Source organism: Microbacterium sp. SW12 (assembly GCF_055391095.1).
This window is the reverse complement of the sequence record NZ_AP024335.1, coordinates 2,599,969-2,621,956: the sequence shown is the minus strand read 5'-3', so window position 1 is coordinate 2,621,956 and position 21,988 is coordinate 2,599,969. Positions and strand designations below refer to the sequence as shown.

The 21,988-nt window shown below is 67.9% G+C and carries 19 protein-coding genes; 10 read left to right on the top strand and 9 right to left on the bottom strand.

What is annotated here, in order from left to right:
* Positions 1 to 30: 30 nt before the first annotated feature.
* Positions 31 to 1,644: an MFS transporter gene (locus MICSW_RS13255; RefSeq protein WP_464496219.1), complete on the bottom strand. Its 1,614-nt coding sequence runs from the start codon at positions 1,642 to 1,644 to the stop codon at positions 31 to 33.
* Positions 1,645 to 1,723: 79 nt separating this feature from the next.
* Between MICSW_RS13255 and MICSW_RS13250 the strand changes: the two genes are divergently transcribed.
* From MICSW_RS13250 to MICSW_RS13235, 4 genes are read left to right on the top strand one after another with little or no spacing between them, the layout of a single operon-like run.
* Complete coding sequence (locus MICSW_RS13250) at positions 1,724 to 2,572, top strand: alpha/beta fold hydrolase (protein WP_464496216.1); 849 nt, start codon at positions 1,724 to 1,726, stop codon at positions 2,570 to 2,572.
* A 41-nt stretch (positions 2,573 to 2,613) separates the two neighbouring features.
* Positions 2,614 to 3,663, top strand: coding sequence for a lipoate--protein ligase family protein (locus MICSW_RS13245; RefSeq protein ID WP_292800509.1), 1,050 nt, complete (start codon positions 2,614 to 2,616; stop codon positions 3,661 to 3,663).
* 35 nt (positions 3,664 to 3,698) lie between these two features.
* A complete protein-coding gene (locus MICSW_RS13240; RefSeq protein WP_292800585.1) occupies positions 3,699 to 4,505 on the top strand; it encodes a DNA-methyltransferase in 807 nt (268 codons plus the stop codon).
* A 35-nt stretch (positions 4,506 to 4,540) separates the two neighbouring features.
* Positions 4,541 to 5,545, top strand: a complete 1,005-nt coding sequence (locus tag MICSW_RS13235; protein WP_228178398.1) for an LLM class F420-dependent oxidoreductase — start codon at positions 4,541 to 4,543, stop codon at positions 5,543 to 5,545.
* A gap of 15 nt (positions 5,546 to 5,560) precedes the next feature.
* Here MICSW_RS13235 and MICSW_RS13230 read toward each other — a convergent pair whose 3' ends face one another.
* Together MICSW_RS13230 and MICSW_RS13225 are read right to left on the bottom strand one after the other, a co-directional pair.
* Positions 5,561 to 7,057: a carboxylesterase/lipase family protein gene (locus MICSW_RS13230; protein WP_464496209.1), complete on the bottom strand. Its 1,497-nt coding sequence runs from the start codon at positions 7,055 to 7,057 to the stop codon at positions 5,561 to 5,563.
* Positions 7,054 to 7,653, bottom strand: a complete 600-nt coding sequence (locus MICSW_RS13225; RefSeq protein WP_228178400.1) for a TetR/AcrR family transcriptional regulator — start codon at positions 7,651 to 7,653, stop codon at positions 7,054 to 7,056. The genes MICSW_RS13230 and MICSW_RS13225 overlap by 4 nt, the downstream gene beginning before the upstream one ends.
* 83 nt (positions 7,654 to 7,736) lie before the next feature.
* Here MICSW_RS13225 and MICSW_RS13220 point away from each other — a divergent pair, with 83 nt between their 5' ends.
* Positions 7,737 to 10,010 (top strand): glycoside hydrolase family 3 C-terminal domain-containing protein, encoded by a 2,274-nt coding sequence (locus tag MICSW_RS13220; RefSeq protein ID WP_464496207.1) that lies wholly within the window; start codon positions 7,737 to 7,739, stop codon positions 10,008 to 10,010.
* A gap of 137 nt (positions 10,011 to 10,147) precedes the next feature.
* Here the strand turns inward: MICSW_RS13220 and galK are convergent, their stop codons facing one another.
* Together galK and galT are read right to left on the bottom strand one after the other, a co-directional pair.
* On the bottom strand, positions 10,148 to 11,287 hold the full coding sequence (galK, locus tag MICSW_RS13215) for a galactokinase (protein ID WP_347425164.1): 1,140 nt from the start codon (positions 11,285 to 11,287) through the stop codon (positions 10,148 to 10,150).
* A gap of 44 nt (positions 11,288 to 11,331) precedes the next feature.
* Complete coding sequence (gene galT, locus MICSW_RS13210; protein WP_464498394.1) at positions 11,332 to 12,489, bottom strand: galactose-1-phosphate uridylyltransferase; 1,158 nt, start codon at positions 12,487 to 12,489, stop codon at positions 11,332 to 11,334.
* Positions 12,490 to 12,544: 55 nt separating this feature from the next.
* Here galT and MICSW_RS13205 point away from each other — a divergent pair, with 55 nt between their 5' ends.
* The gene (locus MICSW_RS13205) at positions 12,545 to 13,552 is read left to right on the top strand and encodes a LacI family DNA-binding transcriptional regulator (protein WP_347425146.1); all 1,008 of its coding nucleotides are present in this window, start codon (positions 12,545 to 12,547) and stop codon (positions 13,550 to 13,552) included.
* A 21-nt stretch (positions 13,553 to 13,573) separates the two neighbouring features.
* Here MICSW_RS13205 and galE read toward each other — a convergent pair whose 3' ends face one another.
* Positions 13,574 to 14,551 (bottom strand): UDP-glucose 4-epimerase GalE, encoded by a 978-nt coding sequence (galE, locus tag MICSW_RS13200; RefSeq protein WP_228178403.1) that lies wholly within the window; start codon positions 14,549 to 14,551, stop codon positions 13,574 to 13,576.
* 197 nt (positions 14,552 to 14,748) lie between these two features.
* Here galE and MICSW_RS13195 point away from each other — a divergent pair, with 197 nt between their 5' ends.
* Positions 14,749 to 14,970, top strand: a complete 222-nt coding sequence (locus MICSW_RS13195) for an FUSC family protein (protein WP_267189684.1) — start codon at positions 14,749 to 14,751, stop codon at positions 14,968 to 14,970.
* Here MICSW_RS13195 and pgm read toward each other — a convergent pair.
* Positions 14,967 to 16,607 (bottom strand): phosphoglucomutase (alpha-D-glucose-1,6-bisphosphate-dependent), encoded by a 1,641-nt coding sequence (pgm, locus tag MICSW_RS13190; RefSeq protein ID WP_292728966.1) that lies wholly within the window; start codon positions 16,605 to 16,607, stop codon positions 14,967 to 14,969. The genes MICSW_RS13195 and pgm overlap by 4 nt on opposite strands.
* Positions 16,608 to 16,726: 119 nt before the next feature.
* Between pgm and pheA the strand changes: the two genes are divergently transcribed.
* On the top strand, positions 16,727 to 17,683 hold the full coding sequence (pheA, locus tag MICSW_RS13185; RefSeq protein ID WP_228178406.1) for a prephenate dehydratase: 957 nt from the start codon (positions 16,727 to 16,729) through the stop codon (positions 17,681 to 17,683).
* A gap of 8 nt (positions 17,684 to 17,691) precedes the next feature.
* Positions 17,692 to 18,111 (top strand): hypothetical protein, encoded by a 420-nt coding sequence (locus MICSW_RS13180; RefSeq protein WP_292728962.1) that lies wholly within the window; start codon positions 17,692 to 17,694, stop codon positions 18,109 to 18,111.
* Here MICSW_RS13180 and MICSW_RS13175 read toward each other — a convergent pair whose 3' ends face one another.
* On the bottom strand, positions 18,112 to 19,482 hold the full coding sequence (locus tag MICSW_RS13175; RefSeq protein ID WP_347425144.1) for a cryptochrome/photolyase family protein: 1,371 nt from the start codon (positions 19,480 to 19,482) through the stop codon (positions 18,112 to 18,114).
* Positions 19,483 to 19,702: 220 nt separating this feature from the next.
* Here MICSW_RS13175 and MICSW_RS13170 point away from each other — a divergent pair, with 220 nt between their 5' ends.
* Complete coding sequence (locus MICSW_RS13170) at positions 19,703 to 20,878, top strand: serine hydrolase domain-containing protein (RefSeq protein ID WP_464498392.1); 1,176 nt, start codon at positions 19,703 to 19,705, stop codon at positions 20,876 to 20,878.
* A gap of 32 nt (positions 20,879 to 20,910) precedes the next feature.
* On the opposite strand, the gene MICSW_RS13165 is transcribed toward MICSW_RS13170, so the two are convergent.
* Positions 20,911 to 21,960, bottom strand: a complete 1,050-nt coding sequence (locus MICSW_RS13165; protein ID WP_347425142.1) for an LLM class flavin-dependent oxidoreductase — start codon at positions 21,958 to 21,960, stop codon at positions 20,911 to 20,913.
* Between the last annotated feature and the right edge of the window lie 28 nt (positions 21,961 to 21,988).

The following is a 21,988-nucleotide window of genomic DNA, read 5'->3' as shown; positions in this document are numbered from 1 at the left end:
GGACCCGGGGCAGCACCGCGCGGCCGGGGATCAGTCAGTCGCGGTCTTCGGTGCGTTCTCGCTGTGGTCGCTCTCGGTCGCCTCTTCCGGGCGTCGGGAGGGGAGAGCGAGTGTGGCGACCAGCCCGATGGCCAAGAACCCGGCAGCGGTGAACGCCGCGTAGCGGGTGCCGTCTGAAAAGGCGGTCTTGGCGGCATCCGCGGCAGCCGACGTCGCCGGCGACTGCTCGAGCTGCGCGATGGCACCGCCGGCGCTTTGAACGACTGCCGTCACGATCTGATCGGCCTGGTCGCTGGCCATTCCTTGGTCTTCGAGGTTCGAGGCGAGGATGCCGGCGGTGCTCGTGAATAGGACGGTGCCGAGGATGGCGATGCCCAGTGCCGATCCGATTTGCCGAGCTGTCGACTGCGTGCCAGAGCCCTGGCCGCTTCGCTCGACGGGAACGTCCACCAGAATGACGCCGGTCAGCTGCGCGGTGGCAAGGCCGACCCCGAATCCGTAGATGAACAGGGCGGGGATGAGCCAGCCCCACGCGGCATCCGGTGCGATGACCAGCCCGACCCACACCACGCCGATGATCTCGGCGGCAAGACCCACGCGCACGACCCAGACCGCCGGGATACGCGAGCTCGCGCCGGCTGCCGCGCCGCTGGCGACGAACGACCCGCCAGCGAGGGCCAGCAAGATGAGCCCGGTCTGCAGGGCGTCGAACCCGAGAACGAACTGCAGCCAGAGGGGGAGCGAAAGGATGATGCCGAACTCGCCGAGCGAAACGAGCATCGCCGCGATGTTCCCGTTTCGGAAGGTACCGATGCGGAAGAGGCTGAACGAGAGCAGCGAGACCCGACCCGTACGCTCGCGGTGGATGCCCCACGCGATGAAGGCGACGGCGCCGAGGATTGCGATGAGGAACGCGACGGGGACGGGAGAGAGCGCCCACGGCCAGGTCCAGGACCCGATCGTGAAGTCGCCCTCGGTGGCCCACCACCCCAGGGTCCGCCCCTCGATGAGGCCGAAGACAAGTGCGCCGAACGTGATGAACGAGAGCGCGCCGCCCATGATGTCGATCGAGCGGGTGTTCTCATCGCGCGACTCGGCAACCGTCAGCAGCACCCCGATGATGATGAGGATGCCGAGCGGGATGTTGATCCCGAACGCCCATCGCCACGAGAACGCGGTAGTGAGCCATCCGCCCAGCAGCGGCCCGACCGCCGCCATGCCGCCAATTGTCGAACCCCAGACAGCGAACGCGATTCCGCGCTCGCGGCCACGGAAAGTCGCGTTGATCAGCGACAGGGTGGTCGGCAGGATCATCGCACCGCCGATGCCCTGGATCAGCCGCGCAAGGATCATCAGGTCTCCGGTGGGCGCGAAGGCTGCCGCGATGGACGAGAGCACGAAGATCACGACGCCGAGCAGCATGATGCGGCGGCGGCCGCAGCGGTCTGCCAGTGATCCGAACACGAGTAGGAGCGACGCGAAGACCAGTGTGTAGGCCTCCTGCACCCACTGCACCTGCGTCGAGGTGATCCCGAGATCGTCGACGATCGCCGGAATAGCCACGTTGACGATCGTCGAGTCGACGATGATCAGCGAAACGGCGATGCTGATGAACACGAGGCCGAGCCAGCGACGATTTTGCACGTCGCTAGCTTATCTAGCTAAATACTCGCTTCAAGAGGCATCTCGCATCAGCCTCTGCCCGGCGCGCTAAGCTTCCGGCATGCCCGAGTACACCGACGTGCACGGTGTCGAGATCGTCTACGACCTCGCCACTCCCGTGACCACTCCCCGCGGCGTCATCCATCTCCTCCACGGCGTGGGCGAGCACGCCGGCCGCTATGGCGCGGTGATCGGTGCGCTGAAGGATGCCGGGTTCATCGTCTACGCCGACGATCATCGCGGTCACGGCCGCACCGGGATGCGCCAGCACGGCAGCAGCGAGCGCCTCGGTCGCCTCGGCCCCGGCGGCTTGCGTGCGACGATCGACGCGGTCTGGCAGTTGAGCGAGATGGCTAGGGCGGAGCATCCGGATCTTCCCTTCATCCTGCTCGGTCACTCGTGGGGATCCTTCGTCGCGCAGATCCTCGTGAACCGTCATTCGGCGGCGATCGATGGACTGATCCTCAGCGGGTCGGCGTTGCGCTGGCCGGGATCGCTGAACTCGGGTGATCTGAACGCGCCGTGGCAGGGCCCGAACGCCAACGGCATGGAATGGCTCTCGACCGATCCGGCAGTTGCCGAAGCGTTCCTCGCCGATCCGCTCACGACCTCGACTCCGCTGGCCAAGCTCTTCGGGCCCGTCGATACGCTCCGACTGATCGGCAAACCCGGTCGTCATCTCGAGCACGACGTGCCGACCCTCATCATGGTGGGGCGCGAGGACACCGTCGGCGGCCCGCGCAGCAACCATTTGCTGGCGGATGCCTATCGCACGCGTTCGGGGTTCACCGATGTCACCACGCTCGTCTACCCGGGAGCGCGGCACGAGATCTTCAACGAGGCCCAGCAGGCCGAGGTCCGCGCTGACCTCCTGGCGTGGCTCGATGCCCGCTTCCCGGTCCGCGACTGACGGTCCGCGCCTCGGTGCGCAGCTCCTCTTAGGCTGGTGCCATGCACGCTGAGTACAAGGTCCCGGGCGGAAAGCTCGTCGTCGTCGACCTGGATGTCGAAGCCGGGCGCTTGGCGAATGTGCGACTCGCTGGCGATTTCTTCCTCGAGCCCGACGATGCCCTCGGCGCGATCAACGCGGCGGTGTCGGGCCTTCCCTCCGAAGCCGACGTGCCCACGATCGCTGCGGCCGTACGTGCGGCGCTCCCTGACGGTGCACAACTTCTGGGGTTCACGCCCGAGGCCGTGGGCACCGTGGTGCGCCGGGCGCTCGTGACCGCATCCGGCTGGAAAGACTTCTCATGGCAGATCGTCCACGACCGCCCGGTCTCGCCGCGCATGAACCTCGCGCTCGACGAAGTACTCACGACCCGTGTGGGCGACGGGCGACGGATGCCGACCCTGCGCCTGTGGGAATGGAATGAGTCGGCGGTCGTCATCGGATCGTTCCAGTCGTACCGCAATGAGGTGGACCCGGAGGGTGCCCGCCGTCATGGCTACGACGTCGTCAGGCGAATCTCGGGCGGCGGCGCGATGCTCATGGGCGCCGATGCGATCATCACGTACTCGCTCTCGGTTCCCGCGTCGCTGGTGGCGGGCATGACCTTCGCCGACTCCTACGCGTTCCTCGACGACTGGGTTCTGCAGGCGCTGCGCTCGCTGGGAATCGATGCGACGTACCAGCCGCTCAATGACATCGCGAGCCCGGAGGGCAAGATCGGCGGCGCCGCGCAGAAGCGGTTGGCCAATGGTGGTGTGCTGCATCACGCGACGCTCAGCTACGACATGGACGGTGAGGTGCTCACCGACGTGCTCCGCATCGGCCGGGAGAAGCTCAGCGACAAGGGGACGACCTCGGCCGCCAAACGCGTCGACCCGCTGCGGCGGCAGACGGGACTGCCTCGCGAGGCGATCATCCAGGCCTTCGCCGACACATTCACCACGCTCTACGGCGCCGAGGTCGGGCATATCACCGAAGAGGAATACGCCGAAGCAGAGGCTCTCGTCGCGTCGAAGTTCGCCACCGACGCGTGGCTGCATCGGGTTCCGTGACCGTCACGATCCATCACGGCGACAATCTGTCCGTGATGCGCGGACTGCCGGATGCGTCCTTCGGTCTGGTCTACCTCGACCCCCCGTTCAACACCGGGCGCCTCCGGGAGCGGGCAGTCGAATCAGCCAGCACGCCCCGGGATGAGCGGCTTCCGGGCGCTGTGACCCGGCGCGGATTCCACGGTCGCGACTACGAACGGCTGCGGGGAGACCTGCGTGTGTACGACGACCGGTTCGACGACTACTGGGGCTTTCTCGAACCGCGAGTGCTCGAGGCGTGGCGACTGCTTGCCGACTCCGGCACTCTGTACCTTCACCTCGATTACCGCGAGGCGCATTACGCGAAGGTGCTCCTGGATGCAGTGTTCGGTCGCGACCACTTCCTCAACGAGATCATCTGGTCGTACGACTACGGTGCGAAGACCCGCAAACGGTGGCCCACCAAGCACGACACGATTCTCGTCTACGTGAAAGATCCAGCGCTGTACTGGTTCGATTCCGAGGCCGTTGATCGCGAGCCGTACATGGCGCCGGGGCTCGTGACCGCTGAGAAAGCGGCCCGCGGCAAGCTCCCGACAGATGTGTGGTGGCACACGATCGTCCCGACGGCGGGGCGCGAGAAGACCGGATATCCCACTCAAAAGCCCGAGGGTGTGCTGCGGCGAATCGTTCAGGCATCCTCTCGCCCGGGCGAGGCTGTCCTCGACCCGTTCGCCGGGTCGGGAACGACAGGTGCTGTCGCCCAGGCGGTGGGGCGCGACGCCGTGCTCATCGACGCGAATCCCGAAGCGATAGCGGTGATGCGGACCAGGATGCCGCTCGCGATGATCGTCGAAAACTGACCCGTGCTTCGGCTACGCGAGCCTAGGCTGACGCTATGCGATTCGGAATCTTCATCCCCCAAGGCTGGCGACTCGACCTCGTGGGAATCGATCCCGCGCAGCAGTGGGAAGCGATGAACGGACTGGCTCAGCGCGCCGATGCAGGGCCCTGGGAATCCCTCTGGGTCTACGACCACTTCCACACGGTGCCCGTCGCGACCCAGGAGGCGACACACGAGGCGTGGACGCTGATGTCAGCGTTCGCAGCGTCGACCAGCCGCATCCGTCTCGGCCAGATGTGCACCTGCATGGGCTATCGAAACCCGGCCTACCTCGCGAAGGTCGCCGCAACGGTCGACATCATCTCGGGTGGCCGCGCCGAAATGGGTATCGGTGGCGGATGGTACGAGCACGAGTGGCGGGCCTACGGGTACGGCTTCCCGGAGGTACGCGATCGCCTCGCGATGCTGCGCGAGGGAGTGGAGATCATGCACCAGGCCTGGACGACGGGCTCGGCATCTCTTGACGGGAAGTACTACCAGGTCGACGGCGCGATTGTGCAGCCCCAGCCGCTGCAAGCAACACAGCCGCTGCAGCGCCCGGGGATTCCCTTCTGGATCGCTGGTGGCGGCGAGAAGGTCACGCTGAAGATCGCAGCGAAGTACGCGTCGTACACGAACTTCGCCGGCAGCGTCGAGGAGTTCGATCACAAGCTGTCGGTCGTGCGCGAGCACTGCGCGACGCTCGGTCGCGACCCGGGCGAGATCACCGCGTCGTCGAACGTCAACACGATCGTGGGTGCGACCGAGGCAGAGGCAGAGGAACGCCTGCGTGCGGTCCTGGGGCGCCTCGCGCCGTTCGTCGGTGACGAGCGACTTGCCGGCATCGAGGCCGAGTACCGCGGGTCGCTCGGTTTCGGCACTCCCGAGCAGGTGGCCGAGCGGCTGCAGGAGCGCGCGAGTCACGGACTCGGGTACGCGATCCACTACTTTCCCGAAGCGGCATACGACACGAGCGGCATCGAACTGTTCGAGGCGGAGGTCGTGCCGGCGCTTGCGTGAGCCGGCCGGCGCGGGTCAGAGCAGGGCTCGGACGCTGGCGTAGCCGTCCGCGATGGTTCCGGGGCCAGTGGCGTCGAAGATCCGCGTGCGACCGGGCTCGGCCGACCATTTCTCCCACCCCGGATCGCCAACCCGCACGAAGGCTGACGCAGCACCGTGCACCGCATCCGCCAGGAGTTGAGGCGGGTCGTCGCCGGTGAGTGCGTCAACCCGCTCCCGGTCGAGCACGTCGAACCAAAACGGCACGTCGACGCAGTGGCACGCCCAGCCGATGCGCGTCGAGGCCCACGAGAAGCGGTACACCCAGGTCGGCGCTTCGCCACGGGCCGCCGCAATCCGTACGACGCCGCTGCGGAACACCTTGTCGGAAACGTAGCGGCCGAGCAGGGCTGCCGTACCGAGCCGGTGCTGCTCCGCATTGTCGGAAAGATAGCCGCGCCGCATCGGCCGACCCACACCGAGCGCACCAAGCGCGACTGTGGCCGGAACGAAGCGGAGCTTACCGCGGGCGTCGTCAGTGATCATCGTGAATTCGTCGTCGGTTGATCCCACGACCAGCGGCTTGTTCGCGCCAACCCCCGATGCGATCGATTCCGGCGTCGTGGTCGTCAGCAGATCACCGTCGACGAGGGGACCCCACGGCAGACCGTCGTCGAGCAGCGAGCGAATTCCCGACAGTCGGGCTCCGCCACGCTCGCTGACCGTCTGCTGCAGCCCGATCAGCGCATCCGGATCGACGGATGCGAATCCGTCGCGCGTGGCAGGGACCCCGGCGAGTTCAGCGAGCTGCGCCGCAATGTTCTCGGCGCGCGCGAGCGAGACATCGCCGAGCGCCGGGGAGAGCGCCCAGACCCGCTCGAAGAGGTGCTGGGCAGCCGGCATCCCGAGCAGCGTCAGCACGGCGCCACCGCCAGCGGATTGCCCGGCGATCGTGACAGCATCCGGGTCTCCGCCGAACGCCGTGATCTCGCGCTGGACCCATTCGAGCGCCGCCAGCCAGTCGCGCACGCCGCGATTGCTCGGGGCTCCCTCGATGAGGCCGAACCCGTCGAAACCGAGCCGGTAGGACACGACGACAGTGACGACTCCGCGGCGCGCGAACGACTCGCCGTCGTACCAGGGGCTTGCCGGCGATCCCGAAACGTAGCCGCCGCCGTGGATGTAGACCAGTACCGGCATCCGTGCTGACGGGTCGCCGGGTCGGGGCGTGAACACGTTGACGTTCAGGGTCGAGTCTCCGGGAACCGACGGCTCGGGGATGAGGGTGACCTCGGCGACGGGGCCGCGTTGTGGTGTCGCGCCGAAGCTCGTAGCATCCCGAACGCCGGTCCACGGCTCGATGGGAACCGGCGCCGCGAACCGTAGTTCACCGACCGGTGGCCGGGCGAACGGGATGCCGAGGAAGGCGGCAGACCGAGCCTCACCGCTGGTGCGCCACAGGCCCCGCACTGCGCCGGAGGTGGTTTCGACGACGGGTGCCTCTCGGCTTGGTAGCGGTGTGGGATTGGTCACGGTGTCGCGGCGGGCTTCTGCTCTAGGGCGGCGAGGAGCTGGTCGATGATACCCGCCATGTCAACGGTGGGGTCGACGAGCCACTGGAGCTGCAGGCCGTCAGCGACTGCCTGCAGAATCCGGGCATAGACATCGGGTGGCAGGCTGTCGGACGCTGCAGTCAGCTCGAAGGCTCCCCGCACTGTTTCGCCCCGCTCGAGAAAGTAGTCGTGGGCGGGATGCTCGGGGTTCGCGGCCTCGACGGCCAAGCGCGAGAAAAGCTCGACGAGACCTGGAACTTCGCTGTTGTGGCGGATGACGCGAATCACGCTGTCGCGGATCACGGCGGGGTCGACCGGATCGGCGTCCTTCGACCTGTCATCGGGCAGACCGAACTGTTCACCGTCGTGTTCGTCACGCTTGCGCAGGACCTCGGTGAACAGCTCCTCTTTGCTGTCGAAGTAGTGCAGCAAGCCCGCCTGGCTGAGCCCAACGGCCTCCGCGATGCGCTTGACGCTCGCGCCGTCGTAGCCCTCGGTCGCGATCACATCGAGTGCACGTTCGAGGATCTCTTCGCGCTTGGCTACGCCCTTCGCGTACGACCCTCGTTGTGCCATGAGACGAGTGTGCCCAATGATGCTTGTTTTTCAAAACCTAGTGTCATAAGGTTTTCGTCGAGTCTGCTGTTGGAAGGAAATCCATGACTGACAATGACGTCACAGCCACTGTCGCTGATCTGACCCTGGAAGAGAAGGCGTCGCTGACCAGCGGGCTGAACTTCTGGCACACCAAGCCGGTCGAGCGGGTAGGCATCCCGTCGATCATGATGACCGACGGACCGCACGGCCTTCGTAAGCAGGCGGGTGCCGGTGACCACCTGGGCGTCGGATCGAGTGTGCCGGCTACCTGTTTCCCGCCGGCCGTCGGGCTTGGGTCGTCGTGGGACGTCGAGTTGCTCGATCGGGTCGGCCGGGCCCTCGGCGCCGAGACGTCGATCGAGGGTGTCGCCGTGCTCCTCGGACCCGGCATCAACATCAAGCGCTCGCCGCTGTGCGGTCGCAACTTCGAGTACTTCTCCGAAGACCCCTTGATCTCTGGCGTGCTCGGCGCCGCATTCGTCACGGGCGTCCAGTCGCAGGGCGTCGGTACCTCGCTCAAGCACTTCGCCGCGAACAATCAAGAGACCGATCGGATGCGAGCGAGCTCCGACATCGACCCGCGGCCACTACGCGAGATCTACCTGCGCGGGTTCGAACGGGTCGTGCGCGATGCTCAGCCGTGGACGGTCATGTGCTCGTACAACAAGATCAATGGGGTCTACGCATCCGAGGACCCCTGGCTGCTCACGCGTGTGCTGCGCGACGAGTGGGGCTTCGAGGGTCTTGTCGTCTCGGACTGGGGAGCGGTCAACGAACGCGTGAAGGGTCTTCCCGCCGGACTCGATCTGGAGATGCCCTCCTCGAGCGGGCGCACTGATGCTGAGCTCGTCGCGGCAGTCCGTGCCGGAGACCTCGATGAGTCGGCTCTCGATGTCGCAGCGGGCCGTGTCATCGACCTTGTCCGCAAGGCCCAGGCCGGGGCCGGCGCGGTGGCAGGACTGCTCGACGTCGACGCACACCATGCCCTCGCCCGCGAGGCTGCCGGCCGCTCGATCGTGCTCCTGAAGAACGAGGGCGACATCCTGCCCCTGGCCAAGGACGCGAACCTTGCCGTCATCGGAGCGTTCGCCGAGAAGCCGCGCTACCAGGGCGCCGGCTCGTCGTTGATCAATCCGACCCGCCTCGACACGGCGCTCGAGGAGATCCGCGCGCTCGCGTCCGGCGAGGTCGCCTATGCGCCCGGATTCTCGCTGGCTGCCGATGTCGCCGAATCCGAGGCGGCTCAGTTGCGTGATGAGGCTGCGGCTGCGGCATCCGCCGCCGAGGTTGTCGTGCTGTTCCTCGGGCTGCCCGCGCGCCTCGAGTCCGAAGGCTACGACCGCGACGACATCGACCTGCCGGCGGAGCAGCTCGCGGTGTTGGATGCCGTCCGTGCCGCGAACCCGAACGTCGTCGTCGTGCTCTCCAACGGTGGGGTCGTCGCGCTTCCCTTCGCGCGCGACGTCCCCGCAATTCTCGAAGGATGGCTCCTCGGTCAGGCCGGGGGTGGGGCGACGGCCGACGTACTCTTCGGTGACGTGAACCCGTCGGCCAAGCTCACCGAGACGATTCCGCTGCGGCTCTCGGACACCCCTGCCTACCTGGACTTCCCGGGTGAGTTCGGCCACGTCCGTTACGGCGAGGGTCTGTTCGTCGGCTACCGCTGGTACGACGCGCGGAACCTCGAGGTTGCCTATCCCTTCGGTCACGGCCTGTCGTACACGACGTTCTCGCACACGGATGCCGCGGTCCGCGTCACCGACAGCGGCGACCTTGAAGTCACGGTCACCGTGACCAACACGGGTCAGCGCGACGGCCGCGAGATCGTGCAGGTCTACACCTCGCTGCCGGGGTCGACGGTGCAGCGCCCGGTGCGCGAGCTCAAGGGCTTCGCGTCAGTGGCTCTGACTGCGGGTCAGTCCCGGGAGGTTGCGGTGACGGTGCGCCGTGCGGACCTCGCCTACTGGGACATCCGTGTCGACGATTGGATCGTCGAGGGCGGGGAATACACGGTCGAGGTCGGGGCATCCAGCCGCGACATCCGCAGCTCGGTGACCGTAGCCGTCGAGGGGGACCCGGTGGCGATTCCGCTGACCCGCGAGTCCTCGCTCGCTGAAGCGATTGCTCACCCGGTTGTCGGCGAAATGGTGCAGGGCGCTTTGCGGCAGATGATGGCCACTGTGGAAGGCCTCGAGTCCGTGATGCCCGAGGGCGTCTCGATGGACAGGATGATGATGTCATTCCCCATCGGCCGGATGTCGATGATGACCGGAGATCAGGTCAGCCCCGAGATGATCGACGGCCTTATCGCGATGGCGAACGCCCCACAGCAGTAGGCGACGGGCTTACGCCGCAGGAGCGTAGGCGAAATCCCCGGGGTAGGACGTTTGGTAAACCATTCGTCCTACCCCGGGGATTTGTCCTACCTCGGTGAGATGGGCGAGAAGGGGTGTGGCGGGGATCGCGAGCGAAATCAGCTGTCGCGGTGCGCGCCGGCTGAGGGCTGCACCGTGAAGATGCGGGGTGCTCGGAACCCGGATGCCGAGAATGCCGCGGTCACGGCATCCGTCACCGCAGTCAGGGTGTCGCGCGCGACGAGGGCGATCGCCGCGCCCCCGAAACCGCCGCCGGTCATGCGCGCGCCGATCGCGCCGCCCGACATCGCCGCCTCGACAGCAGTATCCAGCTCCGGCACCGAGATCTCGAAGTCGTCGCGCATCGACGCATGCGAAGCGAGCAGAAGCTCGCCGATGGCCCGCGGGCCGGACTCGCGCAGCACGCGCACGGTCTCGAGCACGCGCTCGTTCTCGGTGACGACGTGCCGCACGCGGCGGAAGGTGACCTCATCCATGACGGATGCCGCCCGCTCGAGGTCATGGACCGAGAGATCACGCAGTGACTCGGCGCCCATCGCCGCCGCGCCCCGTTCGCAGGATGCCCGGCGCTCGCGGTATCCGCCGGTGGAGTGGGCGTGGGTGACGAGCGTGTCGATGACGAGGACGTCCAGGCCTGCGGTCTGCAGGCCCAGGGGGACGACCTCGGTAGCGAGCGTGCGGCAGTCGAGGAACACCGCGGCATCGGTCTGGCCGAGCATCGACGCTGTCTGGTCCATGATGCCCGTGGGCGCGCCGACCGCGTCGTTCTCGGCGGTGCGACCCACCCGCGTGAGGTCCTTCGCGCTCAGGTCGGCGCCCCACAGCTCGTTCAGCGCCATGGCGACGGCGCATTCGATGGCGGCGGATGACGAGAGCCCGGCGCCCACGGGAACCGATGAGGCGATCGCGAGGTCCAGCCCTGCGGCTGTCGCGGCGTCGCCGGCCGCCCGCAGCAGCGCCCACGCCACTCCGAGCGGGTAGGTCGTCCACTCGGGAACCGAGGTCGGTGCGGGGCTCGCGAACAGCTCATCGAGGTCGGCGATAGCGACGGATGCCTCGGAGTCATCGAAGCTCGAACGAACCCGCAGCAGCCGGTCTGTGCGTGGGGCGACGGCAACAGCGGTGCGCGCATCGATGGCGAACGGCAAGACGAAGCCGTCGTTGTAGTCGGTGTGCTCGCCGATGAGGTTCACGCGCCCGGGAGCGGACCAGACGCCCAGGGGAGCGGCATCCGTCATCTCGCTCAGCAGGGCGAGGGCGAGCGGGCGGGGATCGGAGGCGCTCACAGCTGCACTCCCTCGACCGCGTCGCGCAGGCGTGCTGCGGCATCCTCGGGAGGGATGTCGCCGATCCAGGCGCCCATCGCCGCCTCGGACCCGGCGAGGAACTTCAGCTTGTCGGCAGCTCGCCTGGGAGAGGTGATCTCGAGGTGCATCCGCACGGTGTCCCGCGCGACGTTCACGGGCGCCTGGTGCCAGGCGGCGATGTAGGGAGTGGGGGTGTCGTACAGGGCGTCGATGCCGCGCAGCAAACGCAGATACAGCCCGGCGAGTTCGTCGCGTTCGGCATCCGTCGCCTCGGCGAAGTCCGGGACGTGGCGGTGCGGCATGAGGTGCACCTCGATTGGCCAGCGGGCAGCGAACGGGACGTAGGCCGTCCAGTGCTCGCCGGCGAGGATGACGCGGCTTCCGTCTTGTTCGAAGTCGAGCACGCGCTGCATCAAATCGGGAGAGGTACGCGAGATGTTCTCGACCAGCCGCCGCGTGCGCGGCGTGACGTACGGGTAGGCGTAGATCTGGCCGTGCGGGTGGGGGAGGGTTACCCCGATCGCCTCACCGCGGTTCTCGAACGGGAACACCTGCTCGACACCCGGCAGGGCCGACAGTGCTGCCGTGCGGTCGGCCCACGCTTCGATGACCGTACGTGCCCGGGTGACGGACTGGGTGCCGAAGGATCCGGTGTGCTCAGGGCTGAAGCAGACGACCTCGCACCGGCCCACGGAGGTCCGAACGCTGCCGAGGCCCAGCGCGTCGAGATCGTCGAGACCGCGCGGCGGGTTCGGTGCCTCGGGGGCATCGCCGTGCGCTGCGGACAGGGCCGGGCCGAAGGAGGGCGACCGATTCTCGAAGACCGCGACGTCGTAGCGCGACGGGATCTCGGAGGGGTTGGTCGGCGTCTGCGGAGACAGCGGGTCAAGCTCCGCGGGCGGCAGGAAGGCGCGGTTCTGCCGCGCTGCCGCAATCGAGATCCAGTCGCCGGTCAGGATGTCTTGGCGCATCGTCGCCGTGGCCGGGCGCGGGTCGAGCGCTCGCTGATCGATCCCGCGTTCGGCGCCGAGCGTTGTGTCGGGATCGTCGTAGTAGAAGAGGTCTCGTCCGTCGGCGAGGGCGGTGTCGCGTCTGATGACGCCGGCGCCAAGCACTACCGGTTCCCGAAGCATGTTCACGATAACACGCTAATGCCCGGGCGTGATATCGTCAACATCGGAGGGCCCAATGACCCAGCACCGACGCGCATCCATGGCCGATGTCGCAGAACTGGCAGGCGTGTCCACGCAGACCGTGTCACGGGTTGCCAACGGGAGCCCCCGCGTGGACCCAGCAACGCGTGCTCGTGTCGAGGCCGCGATGGCCCAGGCCGGCTATCGAGTCCACCGGGCGGCCCGGGCCCTGCGCACGGGTCGCACGGGAGTCGTCGGGGCTGTTGTTTCGACCCTTGCCACGGTCGGTAACTCGATGCTGCTCGAGGCCGTCGTCGACGAGGCATCCGCGCGCGGCTATGCCGTCGCGGTCGCCCGCATCGGCGAGGGCGGCCCGGCCGAGGCGTTCGAGCGGCTGCGCGATCAGGGCGTGGACGGTGCGATCGTTGTCAACGAGGCGTCAGCGCTACTGCGTCACACCGAGCTGCCCACCGACCTGCGTCTTGCTGTGGTCGACTCACCGCCCGACGACCGATACGCGGGTGTCGAGACCGCGCACGCCGCCGGCTCGGCTGCCGCGACGGCACACCTCCGCGAACTCGGGCACCGCGTCATCGCCCACATCGCAGGTCCGGAATCGTCGTACGCCGCCGCCGAACGTGAGCGCGGATGGCGCGAGACTCTCGCGGAAGCGCGCTTCCGGCACGGTGTGCTGTTGCGTGGTGCATGGGATTCGGCGTCCGGCTATCGAGCGGGCCTGGAGCTTCTGACGAACATCGACGCCAGTGATCCCGTGACGGCTGTCGTCGTCGCGAACGATCAGATGGCGCTCGGCGTCCTGCGAGCAGCATCCGAGCTCGGCATCCTCGTCCCCGAACAGCTGAGTGTGGTCGGGTTCGACGACGTCGCGGATGCCGCGAACTTCACTCCCGCGCTCACGACGGTGCGTCAGCGATTCGACCTGCTCGGACAGCGCGCGGTAGCCGCCGTACTCGACGGCGCAGAGGCGGGATCGCGAGAGGTGATCGATGCGCCGCTGGTTGTTCGCGGCAGCAGCGCAGCGCCCTTCGTGCAGCCTGCCTGATCGTTTCGCGACCGCGACCGCTCAGAGCGCGTTCTGGCGCGCTTCCCACCCGGTGCGCACCATCTCGTCGATCGAGTAGCGCATCTGCCAGTCGAGGTCGCGGGCAGCGAGTTCTCCCGTCGCGACGATTCGGTCGGGGTCGCCAGGGCGACGCGGCCCGACCTCGGGAGTGAACGCGATCCCGGTGACCCGAGCCATGGCATCCATGATCTCGCGCACCGACAGCCCGTTCTGCGACCCGAGGTTGTAGGCGGCCTCGATCGGCTCGCCCGCGATCAGCCGCTGTGCAGCGGCGACATGGGCTGCGGCGATGTCGCCGACGTGCACGTAGTCGCGCACGTTGGTGCCGTCGGGGGTGTCGTAGTCGTCGCCGTTGATGCGTGGTGTCTCGCCCGCAATCAGCTTCTCGAAAACGATCGGGAAGAGGTTGTGCGGGCTCGTGTCGTAGACGCTCGGGTCAGCCGACCCGACGACGTTGAAGTAGCGCAGCGACGTGTGACGAAGGGGCGCCTCGGTGTCCGCGGTGGCCCGGGCCTGGTCGGCGATGAGCCACTCCCCGATGAGCTTGGACTCGCCATAGGGGGAGGCTGGGCGCTTGGGAAGGTCCTCGACCACGAGCGGCACATCCGGGGTCCCGTACACCGCGGCGCTGGACGAGAACACGATCTTGGTCACTCCCGCCGCCGCCATCGCCTCGAGCACGATCCGGGTGCCCTCGACGTTCTGGTGGTACGTGTGCAGGGGCCGGGTGACCGAGACGCCGGCGTACTTGTAGCCGGCGACATGGATGACGCCCTCGACCTCATGCTCGCGCAGCGTTTCTTCGACGAGCTCGCGGTTGAGGATGGAGCCGCGCACGAACGGCACTCCCGCCGGCACGAAGCCGTCGTGTCCGCTGGACAGGTCATCGATGACGACCGGGGCGATCCCCGCGGCGGACAGCGCGCGGACGACGTGGGCACCGATGTATCCGGCACCGCCGGTGACAAGCCAGCTCATGGCTTCCATCCTGTCAGGTCGGGGATCACTCTTCGGTCGGGCCGAGGAGTGCGGAGGGGACGAAGCGTGCGGTCGCCGAGCTCGCGGCATCCAGAGTCAGCACGACGATCTCATTGGTCCCGGCGCGCGTCACCGGCGCTGGGACGTAGAGCGTGCGCTGGGGGCCTGCGCTCCAGAAGCGGCCCAGGAGGAACCCGTTGATCAGGGCGAAGTTCGGAATCGAGCTTGTCGTCGCTCGCAACTATGCGCTCGCGCTCGTGCTGATCACGCCCCTGGTCCTCGTCCTGACAGGCGCGGCAGCCGGAGAGTTCGGCTCGGTGGCGATCGCCGGCGAGCGTGTCGTCGACACGATCGTCGGGTCAGCGCTGGCGGTTGCCGTCAGCTTCGTTCCGCTTCGGGCGTACCGCAGGCCGGCCTAGGAACCGAGAGCCGCGGAAACGACGGCGCGCGCCTGCTCCTGCACCTCGCGCAGGTGCTCTTCGCCCTTGAGTGATTCGGCGTAGAGCTTGTAGACGTCTTCCGTGCCCGACGGCCGTGCAGCAAACCACGCGCTCTCGGTCTGCACCTTGAGGCCGCCGATCGCTGCGCCGTTGCCGGGCGCGTGCGAGAGCTTCGCGGTGATCGGTTCGCCGGCAAGCTCGGTAGCTGTCACCGACTCGGGGGAGAGCTTCGAGAGCGTCGCCTTCTGCGCGGGAGTGGCCGGCGCATCAACCCGCTGGTAGGCGGATGACCCGAACTGTTCCTCGAGCTCGGCATAGCGCTGCGAGGGTGTTTTGCCGGTGACGGCGAGGATTTCAGCGGCGAGCAGGCACAGCAGGATGCCGTCCTTGTCGGTTGTCCACACCGACCCGTCCTTGCGGAGGAAGGCCGCGCCGGCCGACTCTTCACCGCCGAACGCGACAGATCCATCGAGCAGACCTGGCACGAACCATTTGAATCCAACCGGCACCTCGTAGAGGTCCCTGCCCAGGGCCGCGACGACGCGGTCGATGATCATCGACGAGACCAGGGTCTTGCCGACCGCGGCATCCGATTCCCATCCGTCGCGGTGCGTGAAGAGGTAGTCGATCGCGACGGCGAGGTAGTGGTTGGGGTTCATGAGTCCGGCATCCGGGGTGACGATGCCGTGGCGGTCGGCGTCGGCGTCGTTGCCGGTGAGGATGTCGAACTCGTGGCGGCGGGCGACCAGCGATGCCATCGCGGAGGGGGAGGAGGGATCCATGCGGATCTTCTCGTCCCAGTCCAGCGTCATGAATCGCCAGGTCGGGTCGACGTCGGGGTTCACGACGGTAAGGTCCAAGCCGTAGACCTCGGCGATGTAGGCCCAGTACTCGACTGACGCACCGCCGAGCGGGTCGGCGCCGATCCGGATGCCGGCGCGGGCGATCGCGTTGACGTCGATGATGTTCTCGAGGTCGCGCACGTAGGCGTCACGGAAGTCGTAGGAACCGATGCGCTCGCCGTCCATATCGGCGAAGCGCACCCGCTTCACACCCTCGAGACCTGCCGCGATGAGCTCGTTGGCCCGGTTCGCAATCCAGCCCGTCGCGTCGGTGTCGGCGGGACCACCGTGGGGCGGGTTGTACTTGAAGCCGCCGTCCCGGGGCGGGTTGTGCGATGGGGTGACGACGATGCCGTCGGCACGCGTCGGGTCGTCGCCGGCCTTGCCGCGGTTGAAGGTCAGGATCGCGTGGCTGAGCGCCGGGGTCGGTACCCAGGAGTCACGCGAGTCGACGCGCACGCCGACGCCGTTGGCCACCAGCACTTCGATGGCGCTGCGCTCGGCCGGTCGGGAGAGCCCGTGGGTGTCGCGGCCCAGGAACAGGGGACCGGCGATGCCATTAGCCGTGCGGTAGTCGACGATCGCCTGCGTCGTGGCGAGGATGTGCACCTCGTTGAAGCTCGTCGACAGCGATGAACCGCGGTGACCGCTCGTTCCGAACGCGACGCGCTGCTCCGGCACCGCCGGATCGGGGACCCGTTCGTAATACGCGGCGATCAGTTCGTCGATGTCGATGAGGTCGGATTCTTCGGCTGGCAGACCTGCGCGGCTCATGAACACAGTCTGTCACCCGAGCGAGCGCACGCAATCCCGCGTGGCCTCTCGATGCCGATGCCCCCTGCTCTGGGGGCTGAACTGCGTGGGGTCGAGCCGCAGGTCTAGGCTGGGTTGCCGTGAGCGACGAGCCCGAAGCTACCCGCCGGACCTATAGCTATCTCGGACCCGCGGGGACCTTTACCGAAGCGGCTCTGGCGCAGGTGCCGGAGGCCCGCGGGCAGATCTGGCGCCCCGTCCGCAATGTCGGCGAGGCGCTCGCCGATGTCGTCGAGGGTCGATCGGATGCCGCGATGATCGCGATCGAGAACTCGGTCGACGGTGGGGTTTCGACCGCGCAAGACGCCCTCGCGACGATGCCCGGACTGCGCATCGTCGGCGAGTACCTCGTTCCGGTCGAGTTCGTCCTCGTCGGGCGGCCCGGCACACGGCTTGAGGACGTGTCGCTGGTGGCTGCGCATCCCGTCGCCTACGCCCAGTGCCTGCGGTGGCTTACCGGCACTCTTCCCGCCCACGCCCATATCCCGGCGGCGTCGAACGTCGCGAGCGCTGTCGGGCTGATCGACGGTACCTCGGATGCCGATGCCGCGATCGCTGCCCCCGGCATCCTGGAGCACCTCGATGTCGAGCTGCTGGCCGAGGGTATCGGTGACAACGCCGAGGCTGTCACGCGGTTCGTGCTGGTCAGTCGGACCGTCGCGCCACCTGAGCCGACCGGTGCCGACAAGACATCGCTCATCGCCGAGCTGCCCGATGATCACCCCGGGGCCCTTCTGGAGATGCTCGAGCAGTTCGCAACGCGCGGGATCAACCTGAGTCTGCTTGCATCGCGGCCGATCGGCGATGCGCTGGGTCGCTACCGATTCGTCATCGACGCCGACGGGCACATCAAGGACGAACGTATGGCCGATGCGCTCTTGGGGCTGCGGCGTTTCAGTCCCAAGGTCATCTTCCTCGGTTCCTATCCCCGCGCCGACCACGCGGTCGTCCGCTACCCCGACCGGTACTCCGACGATGTGTTCGTCGAGGCTCGAGACTGGTTGCGCGGCCTGCTCTCGGGTGAACCCGACCGCTGAGGCCTGCGATGGAAACTCTGGCGGTGGTTGCGGCATGGGTCGCGGTGGTCCTGCTCCTTGTGCTCGTCGGATTTCAGGTAGCGCTCGCGGCCGGGGTGTCGTGGGGGAAAGCGGCGTACGGCGGCGCAGCCGCGACGCTCGCACCGGCGCAGCGGGTCTCAAGCGGCGTCGCTGCAGTGATCTGGGCGCTGGTGGCGTGGTTCTTCCTGTCCCTTGCCATCCCCGCTCTCCCGGGCACCGTGCCCGCGTCGTGGCACATTGTCGTGCTGTGGGTGCTCGTCGCGCCCTTCGCGATCGCCACGGTGATGAACGGGATCTCGCGGAGTCGCATCGAGCGCGCCATCTGGACGCCGGTGTCCGCCGTGCTCCTCGTGTGCGCGCTGGTGAACGTCTTGCAGGCCATCGCGCTCTCAGGCGTCGCCGGTTAGTCAGCGCGAGTTCTTGACCGCCTCGTAGGCGGCCAGGGCCGCGTCCCGGGTCGCCTTCAGGTCAACGATCGGTTCCGGAGCCTCGTCCCCCGCGTACTCAGGAGCCCACTGACGAACGTATGTCCCGTCGGGGTCGAATTTCGCCGCTTGCAGCTCCGGGTTGAAGATACGGAAGTAGGGCGCCGCGTCGGCGCCGGAGCCGGCCACCCACTGCCAGCTGAACGGGTTGGATGCGGCATCCGCATCGACGAGGGTGTCCCAGAACCACTGCTCGCCCTTGCGCCAGTCGATCATGAGGTTCTTCGTGAGGAAGGATGCCGTCACCATCCGGACTCGGTTGTGCATCGTTCCCGTGTGCCAGAGTTCCCGCATCCCGGCATCCACCAGCGCGACCCCGGTACGCCCGCGTTGCCATGCCTCCAGTCGGGCGGGGTTCAGGCGCGGCCATGGGAACGCATCGAACTCGGACCGCCAGTTCCTTGTCGCCAGCTCCGGGAAGTGGAAGAGGATGTGCCACGCGAACTCGCGCCATCCGACCTCGGCGAGGAACTTCTGTGCCGCGTTCGCGTGGGCTCCCTCCGCGTGGCGGGCCAGTGTCTGATGCCATACCTCGTGTGGGCTGATCTCTCCCCACCGCAGGTGTGGGGACAGGCGGGAGGTCACGGCGCGGTCGGGTCGATCGCGTTCTGCCGCGTAGTCGGGCAGGTCCTCGGCGAGGAACGCCTCGAGGCGGGCGTGCGCCGATGCCTCGCCGGGCTCCCAGGTTTCGCGAAGACCCGCGGCCCAGTCGGGGTCGGTGGGCAGGAGCTGCCAGTCGCGAAGGTCATCGCTGTCGACGCCGGGTCGGGCGCCGCGTGCCTCAGTGGGAGCGGGGAGCGGCTCGCGCGGTTCAGGAAGTGCCAGGCACGCTTTCCAGAACGGCGTGAAGACACCGTAGGGAGTGCCTGACCCGGTGCGGACCGTCCAGGGCTCAAACAGCAGGTTCGCGTCGAACGAGCGGACAGCAAGCCCGGCATCCCGCAGATCGGACTTCAGTCGTGCGTCGATGTCGCGTTCGGGGAGGGCGTAGCGCCGATTCCAGTAGACGGCGTCGGCGTCTGTCTCGGTGACCAGCTCTCGGATGACCTCGCCCGCGGCACCTTTCCTCAACACCAGGCTGATGCCGAGGTGGTTCAGGTCGCGCGTCAGGGCGGCCAGGCTGTGGTGGAGCCACCAGCGGCTGGCGGCGCCGAGCGGACGGATGCCGGGGGTGTGCTCGTCGAGGACGAAGACCGCGACGATCGGCTCTCCCCGGTTCACAGCTTCGTGAAGGGCGGGGTTGTCGCCGATCCGCAGGTCGTCTCGGAACCAGACGATCGTGCGAGAGGTCACGTTGGGATGCTAACGCCCGCTGACACACCCGAGGGCGGAAGCCGCGGATCTGGCAGGGTAGGTTCTCATACAGTGGCCGCCGGACCCCGAGGGATCTGCCGCGGAAGGAGCCCCGATGAGCCCTGCCCGACCCCGTTCTCTTCACAGTGCCGCACCGCCATCTACTCGCCCCTCCGCGCGGGTCCGCACCTCGCTGACTGCCTCGGTGGTCGCCGTGACCATGTTGTTGTCGGGATGCGGCGGGGTCGCCGACGACCGGACGACTGTCATCGCGGGTGAGGATGCCGGCCTCCTCCGTGTCGCCGTCGAGAACGCGATCGAACAGATCGGCGCGGAGGCAGCGATCGTACGGGTTACGCGCGGGGACGACGTGCTTCTCACCCAGGCGTGGGGGGAGTCGATGGCAGGGGTCCCCGCCACGGTCGACATGCATTTCCGAAACGGCGCAGTGGCGATCCCGCAGGTCGCGACGGTGCTGCTGCAGCTCGTCGACGAGGGCGTCGTGAGCCTCGACGATCGGCTCTCGACGTGGCTGCCGAACGTGGCGTACGCCGACGAGGTGGGGCTCGGCCAGCTCGCGCAGATGACGTCGGGGTACGCCGACTACCTGTGGAGTGATCAGTTCCGCGCGGCGTTCTCGGCTGACCCGTTCCGGCAGTGGACACCCGAGGAGCTCGTCGCGATGGCGACTGTGCGACCGCTCGTGTACCCGCCGGGGACCAACTGGAACTACTCGCACACGAACTACGTCATCCTCGGGCTTGCGCTCGAAGAGATCACCGGCAGGCCGTTGGACGAGCTGATCAGCGAGCGCATCCTGGATCCGCTCGGGATGACCCAGACTGCCGACCCCGGGACGCCAGCGCTGTTGCAGCCCGCCCTTCACGCCTACAGCCAGGAGCGCCGCGTCGACCTGGGGATCGCTCAGGGGGTCTCGTTCACCGAGGAGTCGACGTCGTGGAATCCGTCTTGGACGTTGGCGCGGGGCGCGATCCAGAACACCGACATCACCGACATGGCGACCGTCATCCGCGCGGTCGGGCGGGGCGATCTGCTGACCGCGCAAAGCCATGAGTTGCAGGTCGCCCCGACCCTTCGCGTACGCACGACGCCGGTCGAGGGGTGTCCGACCTGTTTCGTGCAGGGCGAGGGATACACGTTCGGCTACGGCATCGTGCTCACCGGTGACTGGCTCATGCAGAACCCTCTGTTCCACGGCTATGCCGGGGTGGCTGCATACCTGCCGGACGAGGATCTGGCGATCGCGATCGCGGCAACCTACGGACCCGACGCGTTCGATGAGGACGGCGAACCTCGCGGGAACATCGCGATGACGATCTTCCGTGACGTCGCTGCGGCCCTCGCGCCCGATCACCAGGTTCCGTCCCGCTCCTGATTCCGGGGCGGGGCAGTGCCGGACGAGCGCCCTCAGGCAGCTGTCGCGAGATTCTCGAGAGTCCGCAGTCGTGCGGGTGCAGCATCCATCGGATCGCTGTCGCGGGCCGCGGCGACCGGCGAAATCATGACCTCGTCGACCTGCCAGCGCTCAGCGAACTCCCGCAGTCGTTCGGTCACGGCAGCGGGCGTGCCGATGAACCAGCGCTCCGCCGCCCAGGAGGCGAGGGGTGTCGCGAGGCCGTCGGATGCCTCGGCGCTGTGCGCCTGCTCGACGGTCTCGAGCGCCGTCAGGGGCCGGCCGCCGCGAAGCCGCGCCATCATGCGCAGCTGCGGAAGGGCGAGAGCGTGGGCTTCGGCATCCGTGTCGCCGACGACGACGTTCGCCGTGAGGAAGGTGCTTGGGGTGTCGCCGTCGGTGGCCGGGCGGAACTGGGAGCGGTAGAGGCCGAGCGCGCGCTCGAGTCCGTCTCCCGAGAAGTGGTTTGCGAAGACGTAGGGGAGCCCCATCGATGCGGCGAGCTGCGCCGAGTAATCGCTGGAGCCGAGCAGCCACACGGCGGGGGGCGTGGCCGCCGCGGGCGTGGCCCGCACCGCGTATTCCTGTCCGGAGGTGAAGCGCAGGCTCGCGCCCTCGGGGGAAGAGAGGGCGAGGATGTCGCGGATGTTGTCGGGGAAGCGATCGACGTCGCTGGTGGTCCCGGACTGCCGCAGGAGTTGCGTGATGACGGGATCGCTGCCCGGTGCTCGACCGATGCCGAGGTCGATGCGTCCCGGGGCGATCGCTTCGAGCGCGGCGAACTGTTCGGCGACGACGAGCGGCGAATGGTTGGGGAGCATGACGCCTCCCGAGCCGAGGCGGATGCGGGAGGTCCGCGCAGCGGCCGCAGCCACGAGGACTGGCGGTGTCGTCGAGGCGACCGCCGGCATGTTGTGGTGCTCAGCGAACCAGTAGCGCCGGTACCCGAGTCGGTCGGCCGCGTCAGCGGTGGCGAGGGAAGCGGCGATCGCCTGGGCGCTGGTCTGGCCCGTGCGTACCGGGACGAGATCGAGGACGGAGAGGGCGAGCGGTGCGGCAGACATCGTTTCACACAACGCCGAGTGGCTCGAT